28 protein-coding genes are annotated in these 23,053 nt (G+C 41.3%); 22 read left to right on the top strand and 6 right to left on the bottom strand.

Annotation, left to right across the window (positions count from 1 at the left end):
* The first annotated feature begins 60 nt into the window (after window positions 1–60).
* The 16 genes from ACFPA1_RS16250 to ACFPA1_RS16175 all read left to right on the top strand — a co-directional run bounded on the left by ACFPA1_RS16250 (window position 61) and on the right by ACFPA1_RS16175 (window position 14,367).
* A complete protein-coding gene (locus tag ACFPA1_RS16250) occupies window positions 61–537 on the top strand; it encodes a PRC-barrel domain-containing protein (RefSeq protein WP_213144763.1) in 477 nt (158 codons plus the stop codon).
* Window positions 538–549: 12 nt separating this feature from the next.
* A complete protein-coding gene (locus tag ACFPA1_RS16245) occupies window positions 550–741 on the top strand; it encodes a hypothetical protein (RefSeq protein ID WP_213144764.1) in 192 nt (63 codons plus the stop codon).
* Window positions 742–763: 22 nt separating this feature from the next.
* Window positions 764–898, top strand: a complete 135-nt coding sequence (locus ACFPA1_RS16240; protein ID WP_213144765.1) for a YrzQ family protein — start codon at window positions 764–766, stop codon at window positions 896–898.
* A 93-nt stretch (window positions 899–991) separates the two neighbouring features.
* The gene (locus ACFPA1_RS16235; protein WP_213144766.1) at window positions 992–2,071 is read left to right on the top strand and encodes an AI-2E family transporter; all 1,080 of its coding nucleotides are present in this window, start codon (window positions 992–994) and stop codon (window positions 2,069–2,071) included.
* Between the two features lie 333 nt (window positions 2,072–2,404).
* Complete coding sequence (alaS, locus tag ACFPA1_RS16230; protein WP_378584124.1) at window positions 2,405–5,044, top strand: alanine--tRNA ligase; 2,640 nt, start codon at window positions 2,405–2,407, stop codon at window positions 5,042–5,044.
* Window positions 5,045–5,099: 55 nt separating this feature from the next.
* Window positions 5,100–5,366, top strand: a complete 267-nt coding sequence (locus ACFPA1_RS16225) for an IreB family regulatory phosphoprotein (RefSeq protein ID WP_066311816.1) — start codon at window positions 5,100–5,102, stop codon at window positions 5,364–5,366.
* Window positions 5,367–5,369: 3 nt separating this feature from the next.
* Complete coding sequence (gene ruvX / locus ACFPA1_RS16220) at window positions 5,370–5,786, top strand: Holliday junction resolvase RuvX (RefSeq protein ID WP_213144768.1); 417 nt, start codon at window positions 5,370–5,372, stop codon at window positions 5,784–5,786.
* Window positions 5,787–5,798: 12 nt separating this feature from the next.
* Window positions 5,799–6,101 (top strand): DUF1292 domain-containing protein, encoded by a 303-nt coding sequence (locus tag ACFPA1_RS16215; RefSeq protein ID WP_213120080.1) that lies wholly within the window; start codon window positions 5,799–5,801, stop codon window positions 6,099–6,101.
* A gap of 180 nt (window positions 6,102–6,281) precedes the next feature.
* Window positions 6,282–7,406, top strand: coding sequence for an endolytic transglycosylase MltG (gene mltG, locus ACFPA1_RS16210; protein WP_213144769.1), 1,125 nt, complete (start codon window positions 6,282–6,284; stop codon window positions 7,404–7,406).
* A 232-nt stretch (window positions 7,407–7,638) separates the two neighbouring features.
* Window positions 7,639–8,283: an O-methyltransferase gene (locus tag ACFPA1_RS16205; RefSeq protein ID WP_213144770.1), complete on the top strand. Its 645-nt coding sequence runs from the start codon at window positions 7,639–7,641 to the stop codon at window positions 8,281–8,283.
* Window positions 8,284–8,285: 2 nt separating this feature from the next.
* Window positions 8,286–9,215 (top strand): peptidase U32 family protein, encoded by a 930-nt coding sequence (locus ACFPA1_RS16200; RefSeq protein WP_213144771.1) that lies wholly within the window; start codon window positions 8,286–8,288, stop codon window positions 9,213–9,215.
* Between the two features lie 24 nt (window positions 9,216–9,239).
* On the top strand, window positions 9,240–10,508 hold the full coding sequence (locus tag ACFPA1_RS16195; RefSeq protein WP_213144772.1) for a peptidase U32 family protein: 1,269 nt from the start codon (window positions 9,240–9,242) through the stop codon (window positions 10,506–10,508).
* A gap of 1 nt (window position 10,509) precedes the next feature.
* Entirely contained in the window at window positions 10,510–11,145 is a 636-nt protein-coding gene (gene udk / locus ACFPA1_RS16190; RefSeq protein WP_213144773.1) for a uridine kinase, read from the top strand.
* A 165-nt stretch (window positions 11,146–11,310) separates the two neighbouring features.
* Entirely contained in the window at window positions 11,311–11,787 is a 477-nt protein-coding gene (gene greA, locus ACFPA1_RS16185; RefSeq protein WP_213144774.1) for a transcription elongation factor GreA, read from the top strand.
* Window positions 11,788–11,853: 66 nt separating this feature from the next.
* Entirely contained in the window at window positions 11,854–13,602 is a 1,749-nt protein-coding gene (locus ACFPA1_RS16180; protein WP_378584122.1) for a peptidoglycan D,D-transpeptidase FtsI family protein, read from the top strand.
* A 96-nt stretch (window positions 13,603–13,698) separates the two neighbouring features.
* Window positions 13,699–14,367 (top strand): YrrS family protein, encoded by a 669-nt coding sequence (locus tag ACFPA1_RS16175; RefSeq protein ID WP_378584120.1) that lies wholly within the window; start codon window positions 13,699–13,701, stop codon window positions 14,365–14,367.
* 30 nt (window positions 14,368–14,397) lie between these two features.
* Here the strand turns inward: ACFPA1_RS16175 and ACFPA1_RS16170 are convergent, their stop codons facing one another.
* Window positions 14,398–14,601 carry a YrzA family protein gene (locus ACFPA1_RS16170; protein WP_213120089.1) on the bottom strand — a complete coding sequence of 68 codons (204 nt, stop codon included), beginning with the start codon at window positions 14,599–14,601 and terminating at the stop codon, window positions 14,398–14,400.
* 189 nt (window positions 14,602–14,790) lie between these two features.
* On the opposite strand from ACFPA1_RS16170, the gene mtnN reads away from it, so the two are divergent.
* Window positions 14,791–15,483 carry a 5'-methylthioadenosine/S-adenosylhomocysteine nucleosidase gene (gene mtnN, locus ACFPA1_RS16165; protein ID WP_378584118.1) on the top strand — a complete coding sequence of 231 codons (693 nt, stop codon included), beginning with the start codon at window positions 14,791–14,793 and terminating at the stop codon, window positions 15,481–15,483.
* Between the two features lie 50 nt (window positions 15,484–15,533).
* Here the strand turns inward: mtnN and ACFPA1_RS16160 are convergent, their stop codons facing one another.
* On the bottom strand, window positions 15,534–15,794 hold the full coding sequence (locus tag ACFPA1_RS16160) for a YrhC family protein (RefSeq protein ID WP_213144778.1): 261 nt from the start codon (window positions 15,792–15,794) through the stop codon (window positions 15,534–15,536).
* A 525-nt stretch (window positions 15,795–16,319) separates the two neighbouring features.
* Here ACFPA1_RS16160 and ACFPA1_RS16155 point away from each other — a divergent pair.
* From ACFPA1_RS16155 to ACFPA1_RS16145, 3 genes are read left to right on the top strand one after another with little or no spacing between them, the layout of a single operon-like run.
* Complete coding sequence (locus tag ACFPA1_RS16155; protein ID WP_213144779.1) at window positions 16,320–16,460, top strand: YrzI family small protein; 141 nt, start codon at window positions 16,320–16,322, stop codon at window positions 16,458–16,460.
* A 36-nt stretch (window positions 16,461–16,496) separates the two neighbouring features.
* Window positions 16,497–16,637, top strand: a complete 141-nt coding sequence (locus ACFPA1_RS16150) for a YrzI family small protein (protein ID WP_213144780.1) — start codon at window positions 16,497–16,499, stop codon at window positions 16,635–16,637.
* A gap of 39 nt (window positions 16,638–16,676) precedes the next feature.
* The gene (locus ACFPA1_RS16145) at window positions 16,677–16,817 is read left to right on the top strand and encodes a YrzI family small protein (protein ID WP_213144781.1); all 141 of its coding nucleotides are present in this window, start codon (window positions 16,677–16,679) and stop codon (window positions 16,815–16,817) included.
* A 430-nt stretch (window positions 16,818–17,247) separates the two neighbouring features.
* Here ACFPA1_RS16145 and ACFPA1_RS16140 read toward each other — a convergent pair whose 3' ends face one another.
* Both ACFPA1_RS16140 and ACFPA1_RS16135 read right to left on the bottom strand, forming a co-directional pair.
* Entirely contained in the window at window positions 17,248–19,050 is a 1,803-nt protein-coding gene (locus ACFPA1_RS16140; protein ID WP_378584116.1) for a M3 family oligoendopeptidase, read from the bottom strand.
* A 122-nt stretch (window positions 19,051–19,172) separates the two neighbouring features.
* Window positions 19,173–19,340 carry a hypothetical protein gene (locus ACFPA1_RS16135; protein ID WP_213144783.1) on the bottom strand — a complete coding sequence of 56 codons (168 nt, stop codon included), beginning with the start codon at window positions 19,338–19,340 and terminating at the stop codon, window positions 19,173–19,175.
* 160 nt (window positions 19,341–19,500) lie between these two features.
* Here ACFPA1_RS16135 and ACFPA1_RS16130 point away from each other — a divergent pair, with 160 nt between their 5' ends.
* Entirely contained in the window at window positions 19,501–20,475 is a 975-nt protein-coding gene (locus tag ACFPA1_RS16130; RefSeq protein ID WP_378584113.1) for a F510_1955 family glycosylhydrolase, read from the top strand.
* A gap of 221 nt (window positions 20,476–20,696) precedes the next feature.
* On the opposite strand, the gene sigK is transcribed toward ACFPA1_RS16130, so the two are convergent.
* Entirely contained in the window at window positions 20,697–21,416 is a 720-nt protein-coding gene (sigK, locus tag ACFPA1_RS16125) for an RNA polymerase sporulation sigma factor SigK (protein ID WP_213144785.1), read from the bottom strand.
* 171 nt (window positions 21,417–21,587) lie between these two features.
* Window positions 21,588–22,127: a CDP-diacylglycerol--serine O-phosphatidyltransferase gene (gene pssA / locus ACFPA1_RS16120; RefSeq protein WP_213120099.1), complete on the bottom strand. Its 540-nt coding sequence runs from the start codon at window positions 22,125–22,127 to the stop codon at window positions 21,588–21,590.
* 131 nt (window positions 22,128–22,258) lie between these two features.
* Between pssA and ACFPA1_RS16115 the strand changes: the two genes are divergently transcribed.
* Complete coding sequence (locus tag ACFPA1_RS16115) at window positions 22,259–23,041, top strand: phosphatidylserine decarboxylase (protein WP_378584110.1); 783 nt, start codon at window positions 22,259–22,261, stop codon at window positions 23,039–23,041.
* Window positions 23,042–23,053 lie beyond the last annotated feature (12 nt).

Here is a 23,053-nt window from a genome sequence, read left to right as displayed (position 1 = left end):
CCTTATGAATTGATGAAAGATAACGGAAACTAAGATTGTTCGAAGGAGGTGGGATACTCTTTGCGAACATTTTCCTTATTGAAGGGGCAGCCGGTTTTTGAAACGAAAAGAGGAACGAAAATCGGCGAGGTTTGCGATCTTTGCATTTCAAAAAACGGAACCGTCAAAGGCCTATTGATTAAAAAAGGCGTTTTCTTCAAACAATCCTGTTTCTTGGACATTCAGAAGGTTTCTTCCTTTGGCTGGGATGGGGTCATGATTGAGGATGCTGGCAGCTTAGAAAAGCTGAAAGAAACTCCTGAGTTTACATTGAACCATCAGCATTCACTTGAAGGGATGATGATGCTTTCCAATAGCGGCCAGTCGCTCGGATTGTTAAAAGATGTATACTTTCAGGAAGAAGTGGGAACAATCGTAGGGTACGAAATCACGGATGGCTTCTTTTCAGATATCACTGATGGGAAACAGGTAATTCAGTCCGAGAAACCCTTAACGGTTGGAAAAGATGCCATTATCGTTGACGTTAATCAAACGTGAGGTGTCTTTTCCATGCTTAAGTGTCCCAATTGTGCGAGCAAGGATATCGGAAAAATCGGTATCAATCAATACTATTGCTGGAACTGTTTTATTGAATTGTCTGTTGCTAAAGGAATTATCAATACCCATCAAGTCGAGGAAGACGGAACCTTAAGTTCATTAGACGATTTGTTTGAAGAAGAATTACGTCGTTACACACTCTAAATCCAAATAAGAGGTGAAACGTATGAACAAAATGATGACGACCATGGTTGCTTTTGGTGCCGGGATGGCTGCTTATAATTTGGCGCAAAGAAATAATTTGATGTCAGGCCGGCAAATGAAAAGAATGCAGAGAAAAGTAAAACGAGCGATATTTTAAATGGTTAGGTCCCCCTCACATGAAGAGGGGGATTTTTAATGAATATTTATTTACCGAGTCTCCAAAAATAACCACTAAAGGAGGGCACGGGCGTTGGATATTCGTATGAAATGGTATTACCGAATCGGTTTTTCTCTCCTTTTATTAATTGTCATTTACGTATTTCTTAAAATACGTTTTGTCTGGTTGCCGGTTGTAAAAGTGGCCATCATTATTGCACTTCCGTTTGTCATTTCTGGATTTATCACCTATTTGCTGCATCCGATAGTTGAAAAACTGCATGAAAAAGGACTTCATCGTGGCATTGCCATTCTGCTCATTTATGTCATATTTTTTGGTGGACTTGGGTTTACCCTTTATAAGGGGATTCCAGCAGTCATAGATCAAATAAAAGACCTTTCGGAAAGTGCACCTGTTTACGCTGAGCAGTATCGAGATTGGATTCGTACTCTCCAATCCCATACAAGAGAATGGCCTGACGGACTGCAAACGAGAATCAATGACGGCATTGATGCCTTTGAGAAAAGACTTGATTCTCTTTTATCTATTATTGTTGGCTATTTAGGTCAATTGTTAAATTCAGCAGCACTTTTGCTGATTATCCCTTTTATCACCTTCTATATGCTGAAGGATTTTGCCCTAATTAAACGAAGTGTTTGGTATATGACACCTAAAAAATGGCGGAAAAGAGGAACCCTGTTTCTAAAGGATGTTGACGATTCACTTGGCAGATACATTAGGGGCCAGCTGCTTGTTTGTGTCATTATCGGAACAGTCTCGTCTCTTCTTTTCTGGGTGTTTGATTTAAAGTATCCCTTATTGTTAGGAATGATTGTAGGAGCGACAAATGTCATCCCCTATTTTGGCCCCATCATCGGTGCTGTTCCAGCGGTAATTGTGGCAGCAACGATCTCGGTGAAATTGGTTATTATCACGCTGATTATTGTATTTGGATTGCAGTTTCTCGAAGGTAATATCCTATCGCCCTATATTGTGGGTAAAAGCCTACATATGCATCCCTTAGTCATCATGGCGGCACTGACAGCAGGCGGTGAGATTGGCGGGATCTTAGGGTTGATTTTAGCGGTTCCGGTGGTAGCGATTCTAAAGGTTGGCATCATTCATGCAAAAAATCACTTTATCGCTGCCCGAAGTAATGAAACATCTCCATAGGTATTTGACAAACTAAGTCAGTACTAGCTATAATTCGTCATAGATAATATTGGTTAAAATGAAGAAGGAACAAGTATGTTATAGACCATCTGTAACGCATCATGCGCTGAAGAGAGGGGCCCCCTTGGCTGAAAGGGGTTCTGGATGAAGGATAACAGAACGCTAATCCGGAGTGCAGCTAACCACTGCCGTAAGACCTGCGTTAAAGGCTTTTGAGAGATGGGTGCAGTTTTTGTATCCATAATCAGGGTGGTACCGCGAGATATGCTCTCGTCCCTGTTTTGGGATGAGGGCTTTTTTGTGTGCTTTTTTAAAATAAAGGAGGTATAAAATATGAAAAATTTAACTGGATCGCAAATTCGCTCGATGTTTTTACAATTTTTTAATGAGGAAAAAGGTCACCATGTTGAGCCAAGCGCATCTCTAGTTCCCCATGATGATCCGTCATTGTTGTGGATTAACAGCGGTGTCGCAACCTTAAAAAAATATTTTGATGGCCGTGTCGTGCCTGAAAATCCAAGAATCACAAATGCTCAAAAATCGATTCGGACTAATGATATTGAAAACGTCGGCAAAACCGCCCGTCACCATACTTTCTTTGAAATGCTTGGGAACTTCTCTATCGGTGAGTATTTCAAGGAGGAAGCCATTGAGTGGGCTTGGGAGTTTTTAACGGACGAAAAATGGATTGGTTTTGAAAAAGAACTTCTTTCTGTGACGATTCATCCTGAAGATCATGAAGCCTATGAAATTTGGCATAACAAGATCGGCATTCCAGAGGAGCGGATTATCCGTCTTGAAGGGAACTTCTGGGATATCGGCGAAGGCCCAAGTGGTCCAAATACGGAAATTTTCTATGACCGCGGACCTGAGTATGGCAATGACATTAACGATCCAGAATTGTATCCTGGCGGGGAAAACGAACGCTACTTAGAGGTTTGGAACCTTGTGTTCTCTCAATTTAACCATAATCCTGACGGTACATATACACCGCTGCCAAAGAAAAACATTGATACCGGTATGGGACTAGAGCGGATGGCATCAGTCGTGCAAAATGTTCCGACTAACTTTGACACAGACCTGTTTATGCCGATTATTCGGGCGACTGAAGAAATCTCCGGCGTAAAATATGGTGTCGAGAAGGGGCAGGATGAAGCTTTCAAAGTGATTGCTGACCATATCCGAACCGTAGCCTTTGCGATTGGTGACGGAGCGCTGCCATCAAATGAAGGCCGCGGCTATGTGCTAAGACGCTTGCTCCGCCGTGCTGTCCGGTACGCTAAGCAAATCAACATCAATCGTCCATTTATGTATGAGCTTGTTTCGGTTGTAGGTGAAATCATGCATGATTTCTATCCGGAAGTAAAGGATAAGGCTGAATTCATTCAGAAAGTCATCAAAACGGAAGAAGAACGCTTCCATGAAACCCTTCATGAAGGCTTAGCGATTTTAGCAAGCGTTATTAAGAAGGAAAAGGAAAAAGGCAGCGACATCATCTCTGGTGAAGATGTTTTCCGTCTTTATGATACGTATGGTTTCCCAGTTGAATTGACTGAAGAATATGCCGAAGAAGAAGGCATGAAGGTTGACCACGATGGCTTTGAGGCAGAAATGGAAGTCCAGCGGGAACGTGCCCGTGCGGCCCGTCACGATGAAAATTCGATGCAGGTTCAAGGCGGCGTATTAAGAGATATTACCGTTGAAAGTAAGTTTGTTGGGTATAATGAACTGACCACAAACTCCACAGTTTTAGCGATTATTAAAAATGGCGAACTGGTGGATGAGGCTTCAAGCGGTGAAGAAGTTCAGCTTATTCTTGATGTTACTCCGTTCTATGCGGAAAGCGGTGGACAGATTGCTGACCGCGGTGTCATTCAAGGCGATGGGACAATAGTTTCAGTTAAAGACGTTCAAAAAGCGCCAAACGGCCAGAACCTTCATAAAGTTACAGTGCAAAGCGGAACAATAAAGTCAAACCAGCAGTTAACTGCCCAGGTGGATCCGGAAAACCGTGTGAAAATCATTAAGAACCATACAGCTACCCACTTATTGCATCGTGCGTTAAAGGATGTATTAGGGGAGCATGTGAATCAGGCAGGGTCACTTGTCGAACCGGATCGTCTACGCTTTGACTTCTCGCATTTTGGTCAAATTAAACCAGAAGAACTGGAGCAAATCGAAAAGATTGTCAACGAAAAAATCTGGAGCAGCATCGAAGTGGATATTAGCCAGAAGCCAATTGCTGAAGCAAAAGCAATGGGAGCAATGGCCCTGTTCGGTGAAAAATACGGCGACATCGTTCGCGTCGTCAAGGTTGGCGACTACAGTCTGGAGCTGTGCGGTGGCTGCCACGTTCCAAACACATCTGTTATCGGCGTGTTTAAAATCGTCTCTGAGGGTGGAATTGGTGCCGGCACAAGGCGCATTGAGGCTGTTACCGGCGAATCAGCTTACAAAGCTTTAAATGAGCAGGTTGGCATGTTAAAGGATGCTGCGGAGAAATTGAAGGTTATTCCAAAAGAAGTGGGGCATCGAATTGATGGTTTACTGGCTGAAATCAAACACCTTCAAAGAGAAAATGAATCGCTCTCTGCTAAGCTTGGCAATATTGAGGCAGGAAATCTGGTCAACAAAGCAAAAGAAATCAATGGAGTTACTGTCTTAGCCGCAAAAGTTCAAGCGCAGGATATGAACAACTTGCGAAACATGGCTGACGATTTGAAACAAAAGCTCGGTTCTGCAGTGATTGTATTGGGAAGCGCCCAAGATGGCAAGGTGAATTTAATTGCAGCCGTTACAAAGGATTTAATTGAACAAGGTTACCATGCCGGCAAGTTAATTAAAGAAGTGTCTGCCAAGTGCGGCGGCGGCGGCGGCGGCCGCCCGGATATGGCTCAGGCAGGCGGCAAGGACCCTGAAAAACTGGATTCAGCGCTATCCTTTGTCGAAGAATGGGTAAAATCTGTTTTGTAATAAGGACAAAGTAGTGTAAAATGTAGGTAACAATTCCAATTCGAGGTGCACGTTCATGAGCTCATTTGATAAAACAATGAGATTTAATTTTCCTGAAGAGCCTTTTGAACATGATGTCAATGATGTTCTTTTTCAAGTGTATGAGGCATTAAAGGAAAAAGGGTATAACCCTATTAATCAAATTGTCGGTTACCTATTATCTGGAGACCCAGCCTACATTCCGCGTCATCGCGATGCCCGCAATATCATCCGTAAGCTGGAACGGGATGAAATCATTGAAGAACTGGTAAAATCGTATTTAAAACAGCAGCGAGAGGGTTAATCAATGCGTTTAATGGGTTTAGATGTAGGTTCAAAGACAGTTGGAATCGCCTTAAGTGATGAACTTGGGTGGACAGCGCAAGGCCTGAAAACACTCAAAATTGATGAAGAAAAAAAACAGTTCGGTTTTGAGGAAATTGGCCAATTAATCAACGAAAATCAAATTAATACTGTAGTAGTAGGCTTGCCAAAGAATATGAACGGTACAATCGGACCGCGAGGAGAGGCAAGTCAGTATTATGCGGAAGAACTGGAACGCCGGTTTGCCGTTCAAACCGTTTTATGGGACGAGCGGCTGACCACTATGGCAGCAGAACGAATCCTGCTTGAAGCAGATGTCAGCAGGAAAAAGCGGAAGAAAGTCATAGATAAAATGGCGGCCGCCATGATTCTTCAAGGCTATTTGGATAGTAAAAAATAATGAGGTGAAAAAATGGCGCACGAACACCATTATGATGATGAACAATATATTACCCTGATCAATGAAAACGGTGACGAGGAGTTATTTGAAATTCTGTTTACCTTTGAATCTGATGAATTCGAAAAGTCATACGTTTTATGTTATCCGGTTGGTGAGGCAGAGGATGATGAGGAAGTCGTTGTCCACGCCTATTCCTACATCCCTACTGAAGAAGGCGAAATTGGAGAATTATCACCTGTCACAACCGATGAAGAATGGGACATCATTGAAGAAGTATACAATACCTTCATCCAAGATGAAGAAGAAGAGGAATAACACTCAGGAGGAATCAGCTGACAAAGCTGGTTCCTTTATTTTTTTATCGTCAAATTTCCGTCGACAAATTAAATGTAAAATTGACATTTTTCCTACCTTATGCTGAAATTATTACGACATGGTTCAAGTTTATTAAAGAATAAATAAAGCACCCGAGCTAACAGGGAGGGGGGAAATTAGATGACAGAAGACAAGAAACATGTAATTCAGCAAAAAATGCTCGAACATCAGAGTGAAGCACGAATCGTCAGAAGAATTGTGTTAATTATTACGATTATATTGGCGGTCACCATCGTCCTCATTGGCGGCGGGGGATACCTCTATATACAATCAGCACTTAAACCCGTAGATTCTAGCAGCAAAGTGCAGAAAAATGTGGAAATTCCGATTGGCTCCTCAGTAACTGGGATAGGTGAAAGGCTTGAGCAAAACGGGATCATTAAGGATGCCAAGGTATTCAAATATTATGTAAAGCTCAAAAATGAAGGCGGCTTTATGGCGGGGGACTATCAATTAAGTCCTTCCATGGATGTTCCTGAAATTGTCAGCCGCTTGAAAACAGGCAAGGTCCTTGCCAAGGCATCGTTTAAAATTGCAATACCAGAAGGAAAACAGCTGAAGGAAATTGCCGCCATTATGGCGAAGGCAACAAATCAGGATGAAGCCCAGGTACTTGCCAAATTGAATGATAAAGAATTTATAAAAACATTAATGGCAAAATACCCTGATATTCTAACGAATGAAATCTTGAACCCTTCAATCATGTACCCGCTAGAGGGGTATTTATATCCAGCCACCTATCCATTCTTTAAACCGAATCCATCTGTTGAGGAAATGGTTACAGCCATGCTTGATAAAACGAGAGAAGTTCTAGCTGACTACACAGATGAGGCGAAAGATAAAAAGCTGTCCGTTCATCAGCTCCTTACAATGGCATCCTTGGTCGAGGAAGAGGCCACGGAGAAAGCTGACCGAAAAAAGATTTCCAGCGTCTTTTATAATCGGATGGAAAAGGGGATGCCGCTGCAGACGGATCCAACCGTTCTATATGCCCAAGGTAAGCATAAGGAAAGAGTGGTCTATAAGGATTTGGAAGTCAATTCTCCTTACAATACGTATAAAAATCCCGGACTTCCACCAGGCCCGATTGCTAATGCAGGAAAATCTTCCATCGAAGCTGCGTTAGAACCGGAACAAACGGATTATTATTATTTCCTGGCAACCGCGGACGGCACGGTTATTTTCACTAAAACGCTAGAAGAACACAATCAGGAAAAAGCCAAGCATATTTCCAGTAAAAAATAGTACGTCACCCGAGGGAATTATTCGCATTCCCTCTTTTTTTATGGTAGAATACTAAAGTGTTTCATAAGGTATCTATAGCGTCACTCACAGGTTATTTTGGCGGTTTACTGCCAGTGTCAATGGTCCGAATGAATATCGCTCGGTTCGTTGTTTTTCTGTGAACGCTATTTTTTATGTCTAAAGAGCTATATTTTGGCAACAATGCAGTTTAAAAGGATTGAGGTGAAGCAGCTTGTTAAATGAAAAGCTGCATTCTTATATAGAAGGTCTAATTCCGGAGCGTCATTCTTTGTTAATGGAAATGGAGAGTTATGCCAACGAGCATCATGTTCCAATCATGGAGCTGGCCGGAATGGAAGCGATGATTCAAATGCTAAGAATCCATGGTGCCAAAAATATCCTTGAAGTGGGCACCGCCATTGGCTACTCTGCATTGAGAATGGCTTTTGCACTTCCGGATTCGAATATTATCACGATTGAGCGGGATGAAGAACGCATTCAATTAGCAAAAGAATTTATTGCTAGGTCCGATTACCATGAAAATATATTTCTCATCGAAGGAGATGCGCTGGATGTTGAAGAGCGTGTAAGAGGCCATGCTCCCTACGATGCTATTTTTATTGATGCGGCTAAGGGGCAATATCAAAAATTCTTTGAAATTTACTCAAAATATTTAAAAGCAGACGGTTTGATTATTACGGATAATGTCTTGTTTAAAGGACTTGTTGCAGAATCGGAAATAGAATCTAAAAGGACGCGGAACCTTGTCAAAAAAATAGACGAATTTAACCGCTGGTTAATGAATCATAAGGATTTTGATACGGTTATTCTCCCAGTCGGTGATGGGGTCGCAATCAGTAAACGAAGAGGTGAATGAAAATGAAAAAGACAGAACTATTGGTAACTCCCATTTCTGTTGATGACATTTTGCCATTGGCAGAGGCAGGGGCTGATGCCTTTGTTGTTGGGGAGCAGCGGTACGGCTTGAGACTTGCAGGGGAATTTACTCGAAGTGACGTGCAAAAAGCTATTGAACTGGCTCACTCAAAAGGAAAAAAAGTATATGTGGCTATGAATGCCATTTTTCATAATGATAAACTTCCAGAGCTGAACGATTATATTCGCTTTGTATCTGATGCAAAGGCTGATGCTATTATATTTGGCGATCCGGCTGTATTAATGGCTGCAAAAGAAACAGCTCCGGAAATGAAGCTGCATTGGAGCACCGAGACAACTGGTACCAACTGGTATACCTGTAACTATTGGGGCAGAAAAGGAGCGAAAAGAGCAGTCCTTGCCCGCGAAATTAACATGGATTCAATCGTGGAAATAAAGGAACAAGCAGAGGTTGAAATTGAAGTTCTCGTTCATGGAATGAGCTGCATGTTTCAATCGAAGCGTTCGCTCTTAGGCAACTATTTTGAGTACCAAGGCAAAGTCATGGAAATCGAAAACCGCAAACAGCAAAAGAATATGTTCCTCCACGATAATGAACGCGAGAACAAATACCCGATTTTTGAAGATGAAAATGGAACTCATATTATGAGCCCAAATGATATCTGCATTATCGATGAGCTGCAGGATATGCTTGAGGCCGGAGTTGATTCGTTTAAAATTGATGGAATCTTAAAGAGTCCGGAATATATTTTAGCTGTTACAAAATTATACCGCGAAGCCATTGACCTTTATTTTGAAGACTCGGACAATTATGAGGACAAAAAGGACGAGCTGTTAGAGGCGATTGAACAAATCCAGCCGGCTAACCGCCCATTAGATACAGGATTCTATTTTAAAGAGACAGTTTACTAATTCAGAAAGGGAGGAGTTCAAATCATGAGTACTGTAAAAGATAAGATTTCAGAGATTATTGATGGAAAACGCGTCATTGTCAAAAAGCCGGAACTCCTAGCTCCTGCAGGCAATCTTGAAAAATTAAAAATTGCTGTTCATTATGGTGCTGATGCCGTATTTATCGGCGGACAGGAATACGGACTGCGCTCCAATGCCGACAATTTCTCTCAAGAAGAAATCAAAGAAGGCGTAGAGTTTGCGAAAAAGTACGGGGCTAAAATTTATGTAACCACTAATATTTATGCTCATAATGAAAATATTCCCGGTCTGGAAGAATATATTCTAGGACTAAAAGACGCGGGAATTGCGGGAATTATCGTGGCAGACCCGCTGATTATTGAAACCTGCCGCAGGCTTGCACCTGAAATTGAAGTTCATTTAAGCACACAGCAATCTCTTTCTAACTGGAAAGCCATTCAATTCTGGCAGGAAGAGGGGCTTGAGCGTGTCGTGTTGGCCCGGGAAACAAGTGCGGAAGAAATCCGTGAAATGAAGGAGAAGGTGGATATTGAAATTGAGACCTTCATCCATGGAGCGATGTGTATCGCTTATTCCGGCCGTTGTACTCTCTCTAATCACATGACAGCCCGCGATTCTAACCGCGGCGGCTGCTGTCAATCATGCCGCTGGGATTATGACTTGTATCAGTTAGAGGGCATGGATGAAAATGCCTTATTTGTTGAGGGTGATTCTCCATTCGCGATGAGTCCGAAGGATTTAAACCTTATTCAGTCCATTCCGAAAATGATTGAGCTGGGCATCGACAGCTTGAAAATTGAAGGACGGATGAAGTCCATTCACTATATTGCCACTGTCGTAAGTGTCTACCGAAAAGTGATTGATGCGTACTGTGCGGATCCTGATAATTTTGTGATTAAGAAGGAATGGCTTGAAGAGCTTGATAAATGTGCCAACCGTGAAACGGCTACGGCCTTTTTCGAGGGTGTTCCCGGGTATAAAGAGCAAATGTTTGGTAATCATAGCAAAAAGACTAGTTTTGAATTTGTCGGTCTTGTCTTGGATTATGACAATGAAACGCAAATGGTTACCCTGCAGCAGCGTAATCACTTCAAACCTGGTGATGAAGTTGAATTCTTTGGACCAGAAATTGAGAACTTTACCCATGTAATCGATAAGGTTTGGGATGAAAAAGGAAATGAATTGGATGCGGCAAGACATCCGCTTCAAATTGTACGATTTAAAATGGACAAACCGGTTTATCTTAACAACATGATGCGAAAGGAGAACTAGCATGATGCATAGGCCGGTTGTGATCGGTGTTGCCGGAGGGTCAGGCTCCGGTAAAACGAGTGTGTCAAAAGCGATATATGAAAGCTTTAAGGGTCACTCGATTTTAATGCTTGAACAGGATTATTATTATAAAGACCAAAGCCATCTGCCGTTTGAGGAGCGGTTAAAAACGAATTATGATCATCCGCTTGCCTTTGATACGGATTTACTTATCGAGCATATCGAACAGCTCTTGAGGTATGAGCCGATTGAAAAGCCGGTATATGATTATTCCATTCATACACGCTCTGACCAGGTGATTGATGTAGAGCCGAAGGATGTTATCATCTTAGAGGGAATTTTGGTTCTTGAGGACGAGCGGCTCCGTGATTTAATGGATATTAAATTATTCGTCGATACCGATGCGGATATTCGTATTATCCGCCGCCTCCAGCGCGATATTCAGGAACGCGGGCGTACACTTGATTCGGTTATAGACCAATATGTCAATGTTGTCCGCCCGATGCATAACCAATTTATTGAGCCGACCAAGCGCTATGCAGATATCATTATTCCTGAGGGCGGGCATAATCATGTGGCGATTGATTTAATGGTCACAAAAATTCAAACAATTCTTGAACAAAAGTCATTTTTATGAAACAATAGCAAGTGATAATCCTAAAAATGTCCACAAAATGGATGAATATTAGCTGCGCGCCCTATAATAGGACGCGCTGCTATCAATTTTTTGCCAATTGGCATAATGCTTACATATCATACATACACAATCTATGGGGTTGTGAGACCAGAAGGAGTGAGGGTTTTGGCTGCAGAAAAAGTTTTTCCAATGACTCAGGCAGGAAAAGAAAAATTAGAACAGGAACTTGAATATTTAAAAACGGTTAAGCGTAAAGAGGTAGTAGAAAGAATTAAAATCGCCAGAAGTTTTGGGGATTTATCTGAAAACTCCGAGTACGATTCTGCTAAAGAAGAGCAAGCTTTTGTTGAAGGCAGAATCACTACGTTAGAAAATATGATCCGCAATGCCAAGATTATCAGTGAAGGTGAATTGGCAGGGGATACTGTGTCTCTAGGCAGCTCAGTAACATTTGTTGAGCTTCCGGACGGCGATGAAGAAACCTATACGATTGTCGGTAGTGCAGAGGCAGATCCGTTCGAAGGGAAAATTTCCAACGACTCTCCAATTGCCAGGAGCTTAATGGGCAAAAAGGTAGGGGACCAAGTATCTGTCCAAACCCCTGGCGGCGAGATGAGTGTCCGCATTGTTAGTATAAAATAAGGAAAAATCAGCCTGAATAGTTTGAAAACGCTAAACCTCGTCAAAACTTTTGACGAGGTGTTTTTTATGTGGAGAAGAAGAGCAAAAGGCTGGCTTATAATTTGTATCGTTTGCTTTATGCTTTTAATGGGGCGTCTTATGCAAATTCAATTGTTTGAGACGGAGACCTTTTCCAAGCATAATGTGAATTTGCTTGAAGACAGCGTCCAGCAGAGGACACAGGAACTGGTGATTGATAATGGGAGGGGGAACTTTCTGGACCGAAACGGCACCATGCTGACACATAAAAAAGTCAGTGTACTTGTCTTATTCCCATTCCTAAAAAAGTTGGACTGGGATAGTAAAAAGGTGTCCGACATCTCAGGCATATCGGAAGTTGCTCTGAAAAATGCGGTGGATTCAGCGAAAAAGCCATTTGCCTATGGTGACCCGGCCCCAATTGAATTGACACCTTCACAGATGGAAAGAATCAATGCGTTAAACATACCTGGCGTATTTGCGATAGAGAAGAAATTTGAACGGGCCAATGTGCCGGCAGAACAATTGCTTGGACTGACAGGAGAAAATGCAGCCGAATTGCAAAAGCGCTATCCTAATAAAGAGCTGTCCGAGAAAACCTTAATAGGTGTTTCTGGGCTTGAGGAAAGCTTTGATGAATTCCTGCTTCCTGAAGGGAAATCGAAGCTTGTCTACCACGTAGACGGGGGAGGGGCGCCTTTATTTGGCATAAACGTAAAATATGTTGACCCGGCTAATCCATTTTATCCTGTCAATGTTCGGACAACCATTGATAAAACAATTCAGCAAAAAGCCGAGGAGCTGGTTGATAAGTATCAAATTAAAAAAGGTGGACTGGTTCTGCTGAACATCGAGGATAACAGTGTACTGGCTATGGTTTCAAGGCCTGACGTCAATAAAAAGGATCCTTACAGCGGGACAGGCATTACTAATAGAATGCTGAAGCAGCAAATCATGGGTTCTGTTTTTAAAACAGTTGTTGCGGCGGCCGCAATTGACCATAATCTTGATGATCCAAACAGACTGTTTGACTGCAGTAAAAAAATCAATGGCAAACCGGAATTAAAATATGATTACGGCATGTTAAATTTTACGGATAGTTTTGCCAGAAGCTGTAATCGCACCTTTGGTGAACTGGCGAAGGAGCTGCAAAAGATCGACCCAAATCTTTTGGAAGTGTATGCAGAGAAATTGTCTTTAACGGGTTCTGTCGGTTGGCAGGGAGACGTTTATCATACAAGTGCTTTCAAACAGTTTGATAATGAAGACAAGGGCAGGGTCTTTCTGTCCGATGAGGCTAGAAAGGATCCGAACTTTGCCGCAATGTCCGGAATTGGCCAGAATGAGGTCAGGGCAACTCCACTGGCTGTTGCCAATATGATGGCGAGCATCGCTAGGGGCGGCAAGAAAGAATCGGTCCGCGCCGTTTCAAAAATAGAGTATAAAAACGGAACTACGATGGTTAATTTCCCTGAACAGCCGCTTAAAGGAGATTCCATTTCCCCATATACGGCGATGAAACTACAAAAATTACTGAGTGAGGTCGTATTGAACCCAAATGGGACGGGCCGCTGGTTTAAGGAACTCCCATATGAGGTGGCGGGAAAATCCGGTACAGCTGAAACTGGTAAATATGAGGATGGCAAGCAGCTGCATAATAAGTGGTTTGCAGGCTATTTTCCCTATCAGAATCCAAAATATGCACTAGTAACCGTTAATTTGGATGTGACAGAAAATGAAGGAGGGGTAAATTTATTATTTGCCGATATGGTGAAAATGCTGTCCGAGCAGGAATAATGGGTTTAATTCACTTCTAAATCGAGGAAATTCCTTCAAGTTGTTTTGAAATCATGTTAAAATATTCACAGCCTAGCTTTTTAGGAGGGATTATTTTTGAATAATGATTTCAAGCAAAATTCACGGTCTACTTACCGTGCCAAAAGAAAAAAAACGAATATTGTCTTAAATAGTTTAATTATCATTGTCCTGGCCTTAATAATTTTGGTAGCTTATAATATTTTTGCATCTGGAAGTGACGAGAAAGCTGTGACTAAACAGGAAACGCCGAAACAAGAACAAAAACAGGCGGCACCTAAAGAGAAAAAAGCTGAAGAGACCAAGAAAAAGGAAAAGCCTTCAGAAGATAAAGCAGCCAAAGAGGAAGATGAAAAACAAAGCGAGGAAGCCACAGCACCAGAAAATGCTGATGATTCACAGGCTGTTATTACTGATGGAGGGACTTCGCCTAATGTGGTAAAAACCATTGAAAATCCAGCTTGGAAGCCAGTAGGTACAACGCAAACAGGAGAACATACAGCTGTCTACGATCAATCTTCAGTTGATTGGCAGGAAATGCTGAAGGCCGTCTCCTATGCAACTGGGCTGGATTCTGGCAATATGACTGTTTACTGGCTCGGCCGGGATAAAACCACGGCTAATGCATCCTTTGCTACAGTTGCATCCAAGGATAAACAGCAGAAATATAATGTATATATCAAGTGGGTTGATGGCGAAGGCTGGATGCCGACAAGGGTCGAGGAATTAGCGGAAATCCAGCAATAGTGAGCAGGATGGGCCTTAACCGGTTCCATCCTATTTCTTTTTAAAATGGACCACTGCCGAAAAGTAGGTTTGTCCTTTTTCATTCACATGGACTTGATGGGAAACGGAGTGGACCCCCAGCAGGATTCCTTTGTTGACCTCGATTTGGTTCGCGATTTTCTTTTCCAGCGTTTTTAAATCTCCGGCTTCAAAAAACTCCACTTTATCTTCAATAAAATCAAGTTGAAAATTCATCTATACAACCTCCTTCCATGCATAATTCTAATGAAATATTTATTCTAAATCAATGATTTAATAGAAAGCTGTCAGCAAAAAAGGTACAATGATGTTTGCGGATACGATGTATCAATTTGAAGAAAAATAATAAAACAATCGTTTAAGCGAAAAATAAAACAAAAGCTTTTAGGAGAGAGGTTTATACATATGAAAATTGCTATCATTGGTGCAATGGAAGAGGAAGTAACCTTACTTAGAGACCATATTGAAGGACAAACAAAAGAAGAAGTAGCTGGCTGTGAATTTACCTTTGGGAAAATGCACGGCAAGGATGTCATCCTGTTACGTTCAGGCATTGGTAAGGTAAATGCTGCCATGTCTACAACCATTCTATTGGATAAATATAAGCCAGATTGCATCATCAACACTGGTTCTGCTGGCGGTTTAAATCCAGACCTTAATGTGGGAGATGCAGTCATTTCAACAGAAGTGCGCCACCACGACGTTGATGTAACGGCTTTTGATTATGAATATGGCCAGGTACCCCAGCTGCCGGCAGCTTTCGTGGCTGATGAAAAGTTAATGTCGATTGCCGAAGCAGCAGCAGAGGAGTTGGAAAATTTCCAGATTGTCAGAGGTTTAATTGCAACAGGCGATTCCTTTATGGAGGACCCTAAAAAAGTGGAATTTATCCGCGGGAAATTTAAAAATCTACAGGCAGTGGAAATGGAAGCAGCAGCGATTGCGCAGGTCGCCTTTCGGTTTGGTGTTCCATTTGTAATTATTCGTTCCCTTTCGGATATTGCCGGAAAAGAGTCAGAAATTTCCTTTGATCAGTTTATTGATAAAGCAGCCACAAATTCAGCAACCTTAGTTATGAAAATGGTTAAGGATTTATAAGGTCCAGTCCATGATTAATAAAAAAAGCGCCTCCTTCACAGCAGAGGCGCTTATTTCTTCGAGTAATAATCCTGTCCATCCTCTATCTCTAGCAATTTCATTTCGCATTGCTTGGAAAAAGTAAAGAATAGTATCGATGCGGCCAAGAAGGACATAGAGGATAGAATGCATATATTTAAATCCATATCCGTTTTTGTATCGGACGGAATAATGACGCCAATAAAGAAAAAGATCCCCACAGCCAATAAAACAGTTCCGTACCGCTTAAAATCAACCACCTTCTCATAAAGACTCCGCGTTTTCTGCTTCACAGCTGATTCACCCCTTCTTTTAAAAATCTACTAAACCACTTTACCATACAAATTTCCGATAAACAGTTAGTAAATTCTTGAAAAGATGCCTAACACTTAATATCCTGGGGTATTTGACTATTTTTGAAATAAATTTCTAAAAAGTGGTTTACAAACCACTTGTATGTGGATATAATTACCGTAGCAAGTAAAAAATTCCAAAAAGGAGGTCGAAGGTAATGTTATTAGCAATTAATGTAACGAGTTGTGTTCCAAATGCAATGGCTGAAACTGAATATTTGAATATCATGCATTCGACCAGATTGGAATGGATTGCTTAGTGTGTTAATTTGCATCTACATATCCATGCCGCAGGGAGAATGACGCCTTGCGGTATTTTTGTGCCCATTTTTCGGGGAAAGGCCGCAAGGAACTATCTTCTTGCGGCCTTTTTGTGCCCTTTTCACTAGCACTTTGGATATGTTCTGCATAATCTGAAAATGTTGTTGGACTAACAGAAATAACTTTATAAGGAGGTGATCAAACATGACACTGAATATTTTATTCTTCACCATCACAATTCGAAAAAGAAAAGTAACATTGCAGGAAGCCGCTCAGCAGGAAATGGTTGAAAAGCTTTACGAACAAAATAGGGATCGCCAGATTTCTATGCATAATTTCATGTAATCAAGAATTTGGCTGCAGAAAGGAAGGTGAATGAGAATGACTTTAAATCTATTCTTTGTAACTGTTACATTCAAAAAAAGAGAAATTAGTCTAGAAGAGGCTGTCCAGCAGGAGATGGTTGAACGGTTATATGAGCAGAACAAGGACCGTCAGATTTCTATGCACCAGCTAATGTAAGGGAAATTTAAAGGGTTTAAACTAAAGGAAGTGATAATCATGACCCTGAATATATTGTTTTTAACGATTACGATTTCAAAAAGAAAAGAAAGCCTTGATGAAGCTCTTAATCAAGAAAGGATTAACAAGCTTTACGAAGAAAACAAAGACCGGCAAATATCAATGTACCGTGTTATGTAAGTGGAACAAAATTTAAATAATGAAAGGTGGTTTTTATAATGATTTATTTAATGCAGGGAAGAGGAGCTTATTTCTGGGTTTTGAAAGATACCACTTAGCCAAGGGAATTTCGGATAGGGAGGTAGTCGGTATGCCACTGCATATTTTGCTTTTGTCGCTTTTTTTTAAGTCTAATAAAAAGGAATCATAATTTCATTTTGAGGATTGAAGTTTGTTAACATAATGTTCACATTTCCCAAAGTTAGATACTGTGAAAATATGATAAATTGAAGGTAAGAAAGCAGTATCCATTAAGGGGTGGGGAAGATGTTCATGGTGGCATTGGCCTTATGTTTAACAGGTGCAATTGGCTGTGTAATCTCTGCTGAGATCAGTGTTGTTGAATAACAAAGAAGCATCGGCCAATTGGCCGATGCTTTTATTATGCTAATTATTTTCCTTCAGTCAGCTCCAAGAATTCATCGATGTCATCCAAACAGATACCTACAGCTTTTTCCCAGAAATCCTTTTCTGTCAGGTTTACCTGAAGATGTTTCGCTGCAAGGTCTTCAACTGTCATGGATGCTGTATCACGCAGCAAGGAAATGTATTTTTCTTCGTAGCCTTTCCCTTCCGCTAGTGCCTGTGCGTAGATCCCCAATGAGAAAAGATACCCAAATGTATAAGGGAAGTTATAGAACGGAACACCTGTAATAAAGAAATGCAGCTTTGATGCCCAGAATAATGGATGATACTCCTCAAGGGCGTCACAGTACGCTTCCCTTTGTGCTTCTAACATTACCTCATTTAACCGTTCAACAGAAATAGGTCCCTGCTTTCTTTCTTCGTAAAAACGGGTTTCAAACAGGAAGCGGGCATGAATATTCATCAACAGGGCAACGGTTCTTTGAATCTTATCATCAAGGAGAACCAGCTTTTCATCCTCATTTTTCGCACTCTTAACAGAAGCGTCGGCCACAATCATCTCAGCAAACGTGGAGGCAGTTTCGGCCACGTTCATCGCATATAAGCGGTTGATATGCGGGACGCCTCTCATTGCGTACGTATGGAAGCCGTGTCCTAGCTCATGGGCTAATGTGGAGACATTTGACGGCGTACCCGAGTATGTCATGAAAATGCGGGATTGTTCGCTCTCTGGCAGATAGGTACAGAATCCGCCCGGTGCTTTGCCTGGCCGGTCTGCTGCTTCAATCCACTGCTCCTCAAACGCCATTTTGGCAAATGCTGAAAGCTTTTCGCCGAATTTTGCAAAGTTTTCTTCAATAAATTGGGCGCCTTCCTGATAAGAAAGTTTGGATTCTGTTGTGCCGTATGGGGCATCAAGGTCATACCAGCTTAACTTTTCAAGGCCAAGGAGCTGTGCCTTCCGCTCTAAATATTTCACGAGTTTTTCCTTGTTTTCTGTGATGACCGCCCACATGGTGTCAAGCGTCTCTTTTTTCATTCGGTTGATGCTAAGGGGTTCTTTTAACACCTCATCCCAGCCCCGTTTTTTGTATACATTTAAACGGAATCCGGAGAGATGATTTAAGGTTTTTGCCAAGAAGTCTGCCTGATCGCCCCATGCCTTCTCCCAGTTTTCAAAAACAGCTTGTCGGATTTCTCTGTCTGGGTTGGAGAATTTATTGAAAGCCTGACCGACAGATAGCTGTTTTTCCTCACCATTTTCGTCGGTATATTGAACTTTGATTTTGCTGACGATTAAGTCATATAATTGCCCCCAGCTGTGATAGCCGTCGACACCAAGAGCGTTAATGAGTGCTTCCTCTTCTTTTGAAAGCTTCTCTTTAGCCCGATCACGCCATTCCGATAAAATAAAGCCAAGTTCCTTTAAAGAAGCTAAAGATATAATGTTATCCCATGCTTTATCGTCTATTGATGTCAGCAGATTGTGAAAAGCTCCAAGCGCTGTTTGGAAGGCTGCACTTAATCCGGTAACCTTTGCATCAAGTGCGTACGCCTTTTTATCCTCGGTATTTTGTGCCAGCAGGCATCCGATAAATGCACCTGCCTGACGGAGTTTTTTTCCAGTTTTCTCAAAATCATGAAGCACCTCTTGCAGGAATGCACTGTCCTGGGCAGAGTTGCTTGGTGTCCAGTTATTTATTTTTGTATGGAAAAGGTTAATCAATTCTTCGGTTTGCTTCAGGTGATTCTGCAATTCCGGGGAATCGCTCCCTCCTTTAAAAAACACATCAAGATTCCAAATATCTGAATATGTAACCGTTGCCATAATGGGACCTCCTTTTTTATATGTACGTTCTTAATTATATTGTTATTTTTCAAAAAATTCCATCAAAATGGCAAGACGATAATAGAAAAAGCTTATGCCAAAACGCATAAGCTACAAAAAGTTTAATAATAAAAACAGCTAAACCACCACCAGGCGAAGAAGATTAACAGCAGTATAAAAAGGATAATCACAACTGCAAACCAAATCCAGCCGCGCCGTGCGCAAGGGGCTGAATATGCAGCATAGGGAGCCCCGAAGCCGGCGGGGGCGTATGGGTAACCAAAAGCCATCTAACACACCCCCTTTTCCTGTTTTTAATAGTCTATGTGGTTGTATGCCTTCATGAATAGGCACCTGCTGAAAGAATGTCTATAAACTGATTATTTGACAATGATACTAAGGCTGAGTTATAAGTGATAAGAATTAATATTCTCGCTTGGAGGAATAGAAGTGAAGGGTCATAAGTTAATTTACTTTACGATTTTAATCGTGTTTATTTTGGCTGCTGCTGGCTGCACAAATAATACGAAGGAATCTAAAAAGACTGAACAGGATCAAAAAACCGCTGTACTGCCGAAGTTTGATGTTACAGCAGCAAAATCGATAAAGGTTAACCGGATCTATGGGATTGGTTATCCTGGTAATGACAACGCTCTCTATGTAGCAGCGGGTAATGGTCTAAAGATATATAAGGAAGCAAATTGGTTCGAAACGACAACGAACCGTCATCAATATATGGGGTTTCAGGCCGTGGAAGATGGCTTTATCTCAAGTGGACATCCGCAAAAAGGGACAGGTTTAAAAAATCCGCTTGGGCTTGTTAAAAGCGATAATAAAGGGGAGACCTTAAAAAAGCTTGCCTTTTATGGAAAAGGTAACTATGTTTTCATGGCCTCAAGCTATTCAGGTAAAGGTCTTTATGTGATCAGTGATCAAGAGACGGACCAATTAAATACTGGTGTGAATTATTCTAAAGATAACGGGCAGACCTGGCAACCTAGTAAATTCAAAGATTTTCAAGCAGATTCGCTTGGAATGATGGCTGTCCACCCGGTCAATGGAGACATTATGGCCATGTCTACACGGTCAGGCATTTATTATTCCACCGATAATGGAAACACGATGAAGCTTGTGACGGAGCCATTTATGGTTACTGCTCTTACTTTTGCTGGAGATTCTCTTTTATTTTGTAGTGTTGAAAACGACAAAATACTTTTAAAAACTTTAGATCCTGCAACGGCCGAGCAAACGAATATTGCCATTCCATTCTTGGACTACGATAATCCGATTACCTATTTGGCAGTAAATCCAAAGAATCCAAATCAGATGGCCTTCACTACCTACAAAAATGACCTTTATGAAAGCCCAGATGGCGGGAAAACGTGGAATAATTTATTTTTAAAAGGGGAAAAAGAGCAGGAGTAGCCTGCTCTTTTTTACGGTCTAGGAAATTATAGATTAAGCATAGTGGATAATTTGTTACTAGGATAGACACGTCCAGCTCCAGCGCCCTAGCGGCTAGTGTCCTTCGCTCTCCGCCCTACGATAAGTCAACATCGAATCGCTTACGCTCTTCGTGTTTCCTTTATCTCAGTTGGAGAGCTCCAGGCCATACGCCGCTGAACAGGGCGCTTGCGCTTTTGTTCTTATGAGTTTTTTTTCTTTTTTTCCTTCTCGGCCCGGTAAAATTCATGGAACATTTTCATCAGAGCCCGCTTTTCAATCCTAGATACATAGCTTCTTGAGATGCCAAGCTCTTTGGCAATTTCGCGCTGGGTTTTTTCTTTTTGCAGATCAAGGCCAAAGCGGCCGATAATCACTTCTTTTTCCCGGCTGTCTAAAACCTCGATATATTTCTTGATTTTTTCAAGTTCCATATTCAGCTGGATCGTATCAATAACATCTTCCGATTCTGATTTCAAGACATCGATTAAGGAAATTTCATTCCCTTCTTTATCCTGGCCAATCGGGTCGTGCAGGGAAACATCTTTTTTTGTCTTCTTTAAAGCTCTTAAATGCATAAGAATTTCGTTTTCAATACAACGGGCGGCATACGTGGCCAGCTTTGTTCCTTTACCCTCTGAATAACTCTCGATGGCTTTGATTAACCCAATCGTTCCAATCGAGATTAAATCCTCAGAATCCTCACCGGTATTTTCAAATTTTTTTACGATATGGGCAACCAGCCGCAAATTGTGTTCAATCAACATATTTCGCGCATGGGAATCCCCTTCGGCCATCAAGCGCAGGTACTTTCTTTCATCTGCAGCGGATAGGGGTTGAGGAAAGGCGTTGTTCTTTACGTAAGATACAAGAAATAAAAATTCCTTAACCAAATAGCCAAGAGCCGTTAAGATTCCAGACATTCACTTCCACCCCGTATCTTTATTGGACTTTAGCCTATTATTAATTCCTATGAAGAAAACGGGAAATTGTGTCTGTCCAGTTAATTTTATTTGAGTGCGGTAGGAAATATAAAAAAAAAGACCTACTTAGTACTAAAACCAAGTAAGTCAAATTTATTAAATTCTGAATTTTTAAACTTTTCTAAGCTTAAAGGTGCTAACCATAAGGAATGAAAGAATGATAATAATAAATAAGAACGTTTGTGACGGCAGGTATGGTATCGCCAAAAAGCTTAGAGTTGCCAAACAGCCAGCAGCAGTAATCGGCAGACCAGTAAAGTAGCCGTTGCTTTCGGTAATATTAAACCTAGCTAAACGAAAGGCACCGCAGCCAATATAAAATACAGTGAAAAATGAACCGGGGCCGCCGAATTCATTTAAAATTCCTTGGTATAGTAATAGTGCAGGGGCAACTCCAAATGATATAATATCACTCATGGAATCTAATTGTTTACCTAATTCCGACTCAATATTAAATTTTCGGGCGATCATTCCATCAAATCGATCTGCCAGCGCCGCAATAAAAATGAGCAGTAAGCTTAATCGCAAATTCCCGTGCAGACCAAACACGATGGCAAATCCACCTAATGATAAATTGGCTAAAGTGATGACATTTGCAGTTTGCGATTTTAATTTCTTGATGGTTTGATCTATAACATCCAATAAAAACATTTTTTACCTACCACTCCTTTCTTCAAGCCGAAGGAATTTATAATTTCCACAGTTTACTTTATAATATTTAATTTTAAGGGTTTTATGTCTATTCGTAAAGAGTATTTTTACACTATTTGGGGGTAATACCAGTGATACAGTCCTTTTACCGATTATTTATTGAATTAACGAATGGAAGGTGGACATCGAGCTTCTTAAAAAGATTTGCGAGGTCCCGTGCGAGCCGCGTCATTGTCCCTTCCTTTGCAAGAGTTTATCATCTCAATTTAGGAGAGATGGAGAAGGAACTGCACGAGTTCCCTACCCTGCATGATTTATTTGTCAGAAGACTGAAGAAGGATGCACGGAAAATTGATGAAGCAACCGATTCTGTGGTGAGTCCGGTTGATGCAGTCATTGAAGATGTTGGGAAAATCAATCAGAATAGTGAGATTCTTGTAAAAGGAAAAACGTATTCTATCGAAGAAATGCTGGGGGACGCAGGAGCTTTGCCAAAATATTTAAATGGTACATATATGATTCTATACTTAAGCCCAAGTCACTACCACCGGATTCACAGCCCAGTAAGCGGTACGGTTACTAAGCAATGGAAGCTTGGTTCAAAATCCTATCCTGTTAATAAGCTCGGGCTAAAATACGGAGTTCGTACACTTGCCAAAAACTACCGTATCATTACAGAAGTTCAAACAGAGTTTGGGCATGTGGCGATCGTGAAGGTTGGGGCTATGTTTGTCAACTCTATTGAAACCATTCATGAGGGTTCAGATTTAACAAAAGGCGGTGAGATGGCTTATTTTACCTTTGGGTCAACAGTGGTGTTGCTGTTTGAACATAACATCTTCGAGCCTGCTGCGGATCTAGAAACTCCTAAAGAAATTAAAGTCGGCGAAAAAATTGGTATCCTATTAAAATAAAAATGAGGCGCG

The sequence above is a fragment of the Neobacillus sp. GCM10023253 genome, from assembly GCF_042653105.1.
Lineage (GTDB): Bacteria > Bacillota > Bacilli > Bacillales > Cytobacillaceae > Neobacillus > Neobacillus citreus.
This window is presented reverse-complemented; position numbering and strand designations above follow the sequence as displayed.

What these genes read in the sequence shown, in the direction of transcription:
- ACFPA1_RS16245 (WP_213144764.1), top strand. Translation starts at nt 550, where the DNA reads ATGCTTAAGTGTCCCAATTGTGCGAGCAAGGATATCGGAAAAATCGGT.
- ACFPA1_RS16240 (WP_213144765.1), top strand. Translation starts at nt 764, where the DNA reads ATGAACAAAATGATGACGACCATGGTTGCTTTTGGTGCCGGGATGGCT.
- alaS (WP_378584124.1), top strand. Translation starts at nt 2,405, where the DNA reads ATGAAAAATTTAACTGGATCGCAAATTCGCTCGATGTTTTTACAATTT.
- ACFPA1_RS16225 (WP_066311816.1), top strand. Translation starts at nt 5,100, where the DNA reads ATGAGCTCATTTGATAAAACAATGAGATTTAATTTTCCTGAAGAGCCT.
- ruvX (WP_213144768.1), top strand. Translation starts at nt 5,370, where the DNA reads ATGCGTTTAATGGGTTTAGATGTAGGTTCAAAGACAGTTGGAATCGCC.
- ACFPA1_RS16215 (WP_213120080.1), top strand. Translation starts at nt 5,799, where the DNA reads ATGGCGCACGAACACCATTATGATGATGAACAATATATTACCCTGATC.
- mltG (WP_213144769.1), top strand. Translation starts at nt 6,282, where the DNA reads ATGACAGAAGACAAGAAACATGTAATTCAGCAAAAAATGCTCGAACAT.
- ACFPA1_RS16200 (WP_213144771.1), top strand. Translation starts at nt 8,286, where the DNA reads ATGAAAAAGACAGAACTATTGGTAACTCCCATTTCTGTTGATGACATT.
- ACFPA1_RS16195 (WP_213144772.1), top strand. Translation starts at nt 9,240, where the DNA reads ATGAGTACTGTAAAAGATAAGATTTCAGAGATTATTGATGGAAAACGC.
- udk (WP_213144773.1), top strand. Translation starts at nt 10,510, where the DNA reads ATGATGCATAGGCCGGTTGTGATCGGTGTTGCCGGAGGGTCAGGCTCC.
- ACFPA1_RS16180 (WP_378584122.1), top strand. Translation starts at nt 11,854, where the DNA reads ATGTGGAGAAGAAGAGCAAAAGGCTGGCTTATAATTTGTATCGTTTGC.
- ACFPA1_RS16170 (WP_213120089.1), bottom strand. Translation starts at nt 14,601, where the DNA reads ATGAATTTTCAACTTGATTTTATTGAAGATAAAGTGGAGTTTTTTGAA.
- mtnN (WP_378584118.1), top strand. Translation starts at nt 14,791, where the DNA reads ATGAAAATTGCTATCATTGGTGCAATGGAAGAGGAAGTAACCTTACTT.
- ACFPA1_RS16155 (WP_213144779.1), top strand. Translation starts at nt 16,320, where the DNA reads ATGACACTGAATATTTTATTCTTCACCATCACAATTCGAAAAAGAAAA.
- ACFPA1_RS16150 (WP_213144780.1), top strand. Translation starts at nt 16,497, where the DNA reads ATGACTTTAAATCTATTCTTTGTAACTGTTACATTCAAAAAAAGAGAA.
- ACFPA1_RS16145 (WP_213144781.1), top strand. Translation starts at nt 16,677, where the DNA reads ATGACCCTGAATATATTGTTTTTAACGATTACGATTTCAAAAAGAAAA.
- ACFPA1_RS16140 (WP_378584116.1), bottom strand. Translation starts at nt 19,050, where the DNA reads ATGGCAACGGTTACATATTCAGATATTTGGAATCTTGATGTGTTTTTT.
- ACFPA1_RS16135 (WP_213144783.1), bottom strand. Translation starts at nt 19,340, where the DNA reads ATGGCTTTTGGTTACCCATACGCCCCCGCCGGCTTCGGGGCTCCCTAT.
- sigK (WP_213144785.1), bottom strand. Translation starts at nt 21,416, where the DNA reads ATGTCTGGAATCTTAACGGCTCTTGGCTATTTGGTTAAGGAATTTTTA.
- pssA (WP_213120099.1), bottom strand. Translation starts at nt 22,127, where the DNA reads ATGTTTTTATTGGATGTTATAGATCAAACCATCAAGAAATTAAAATCG.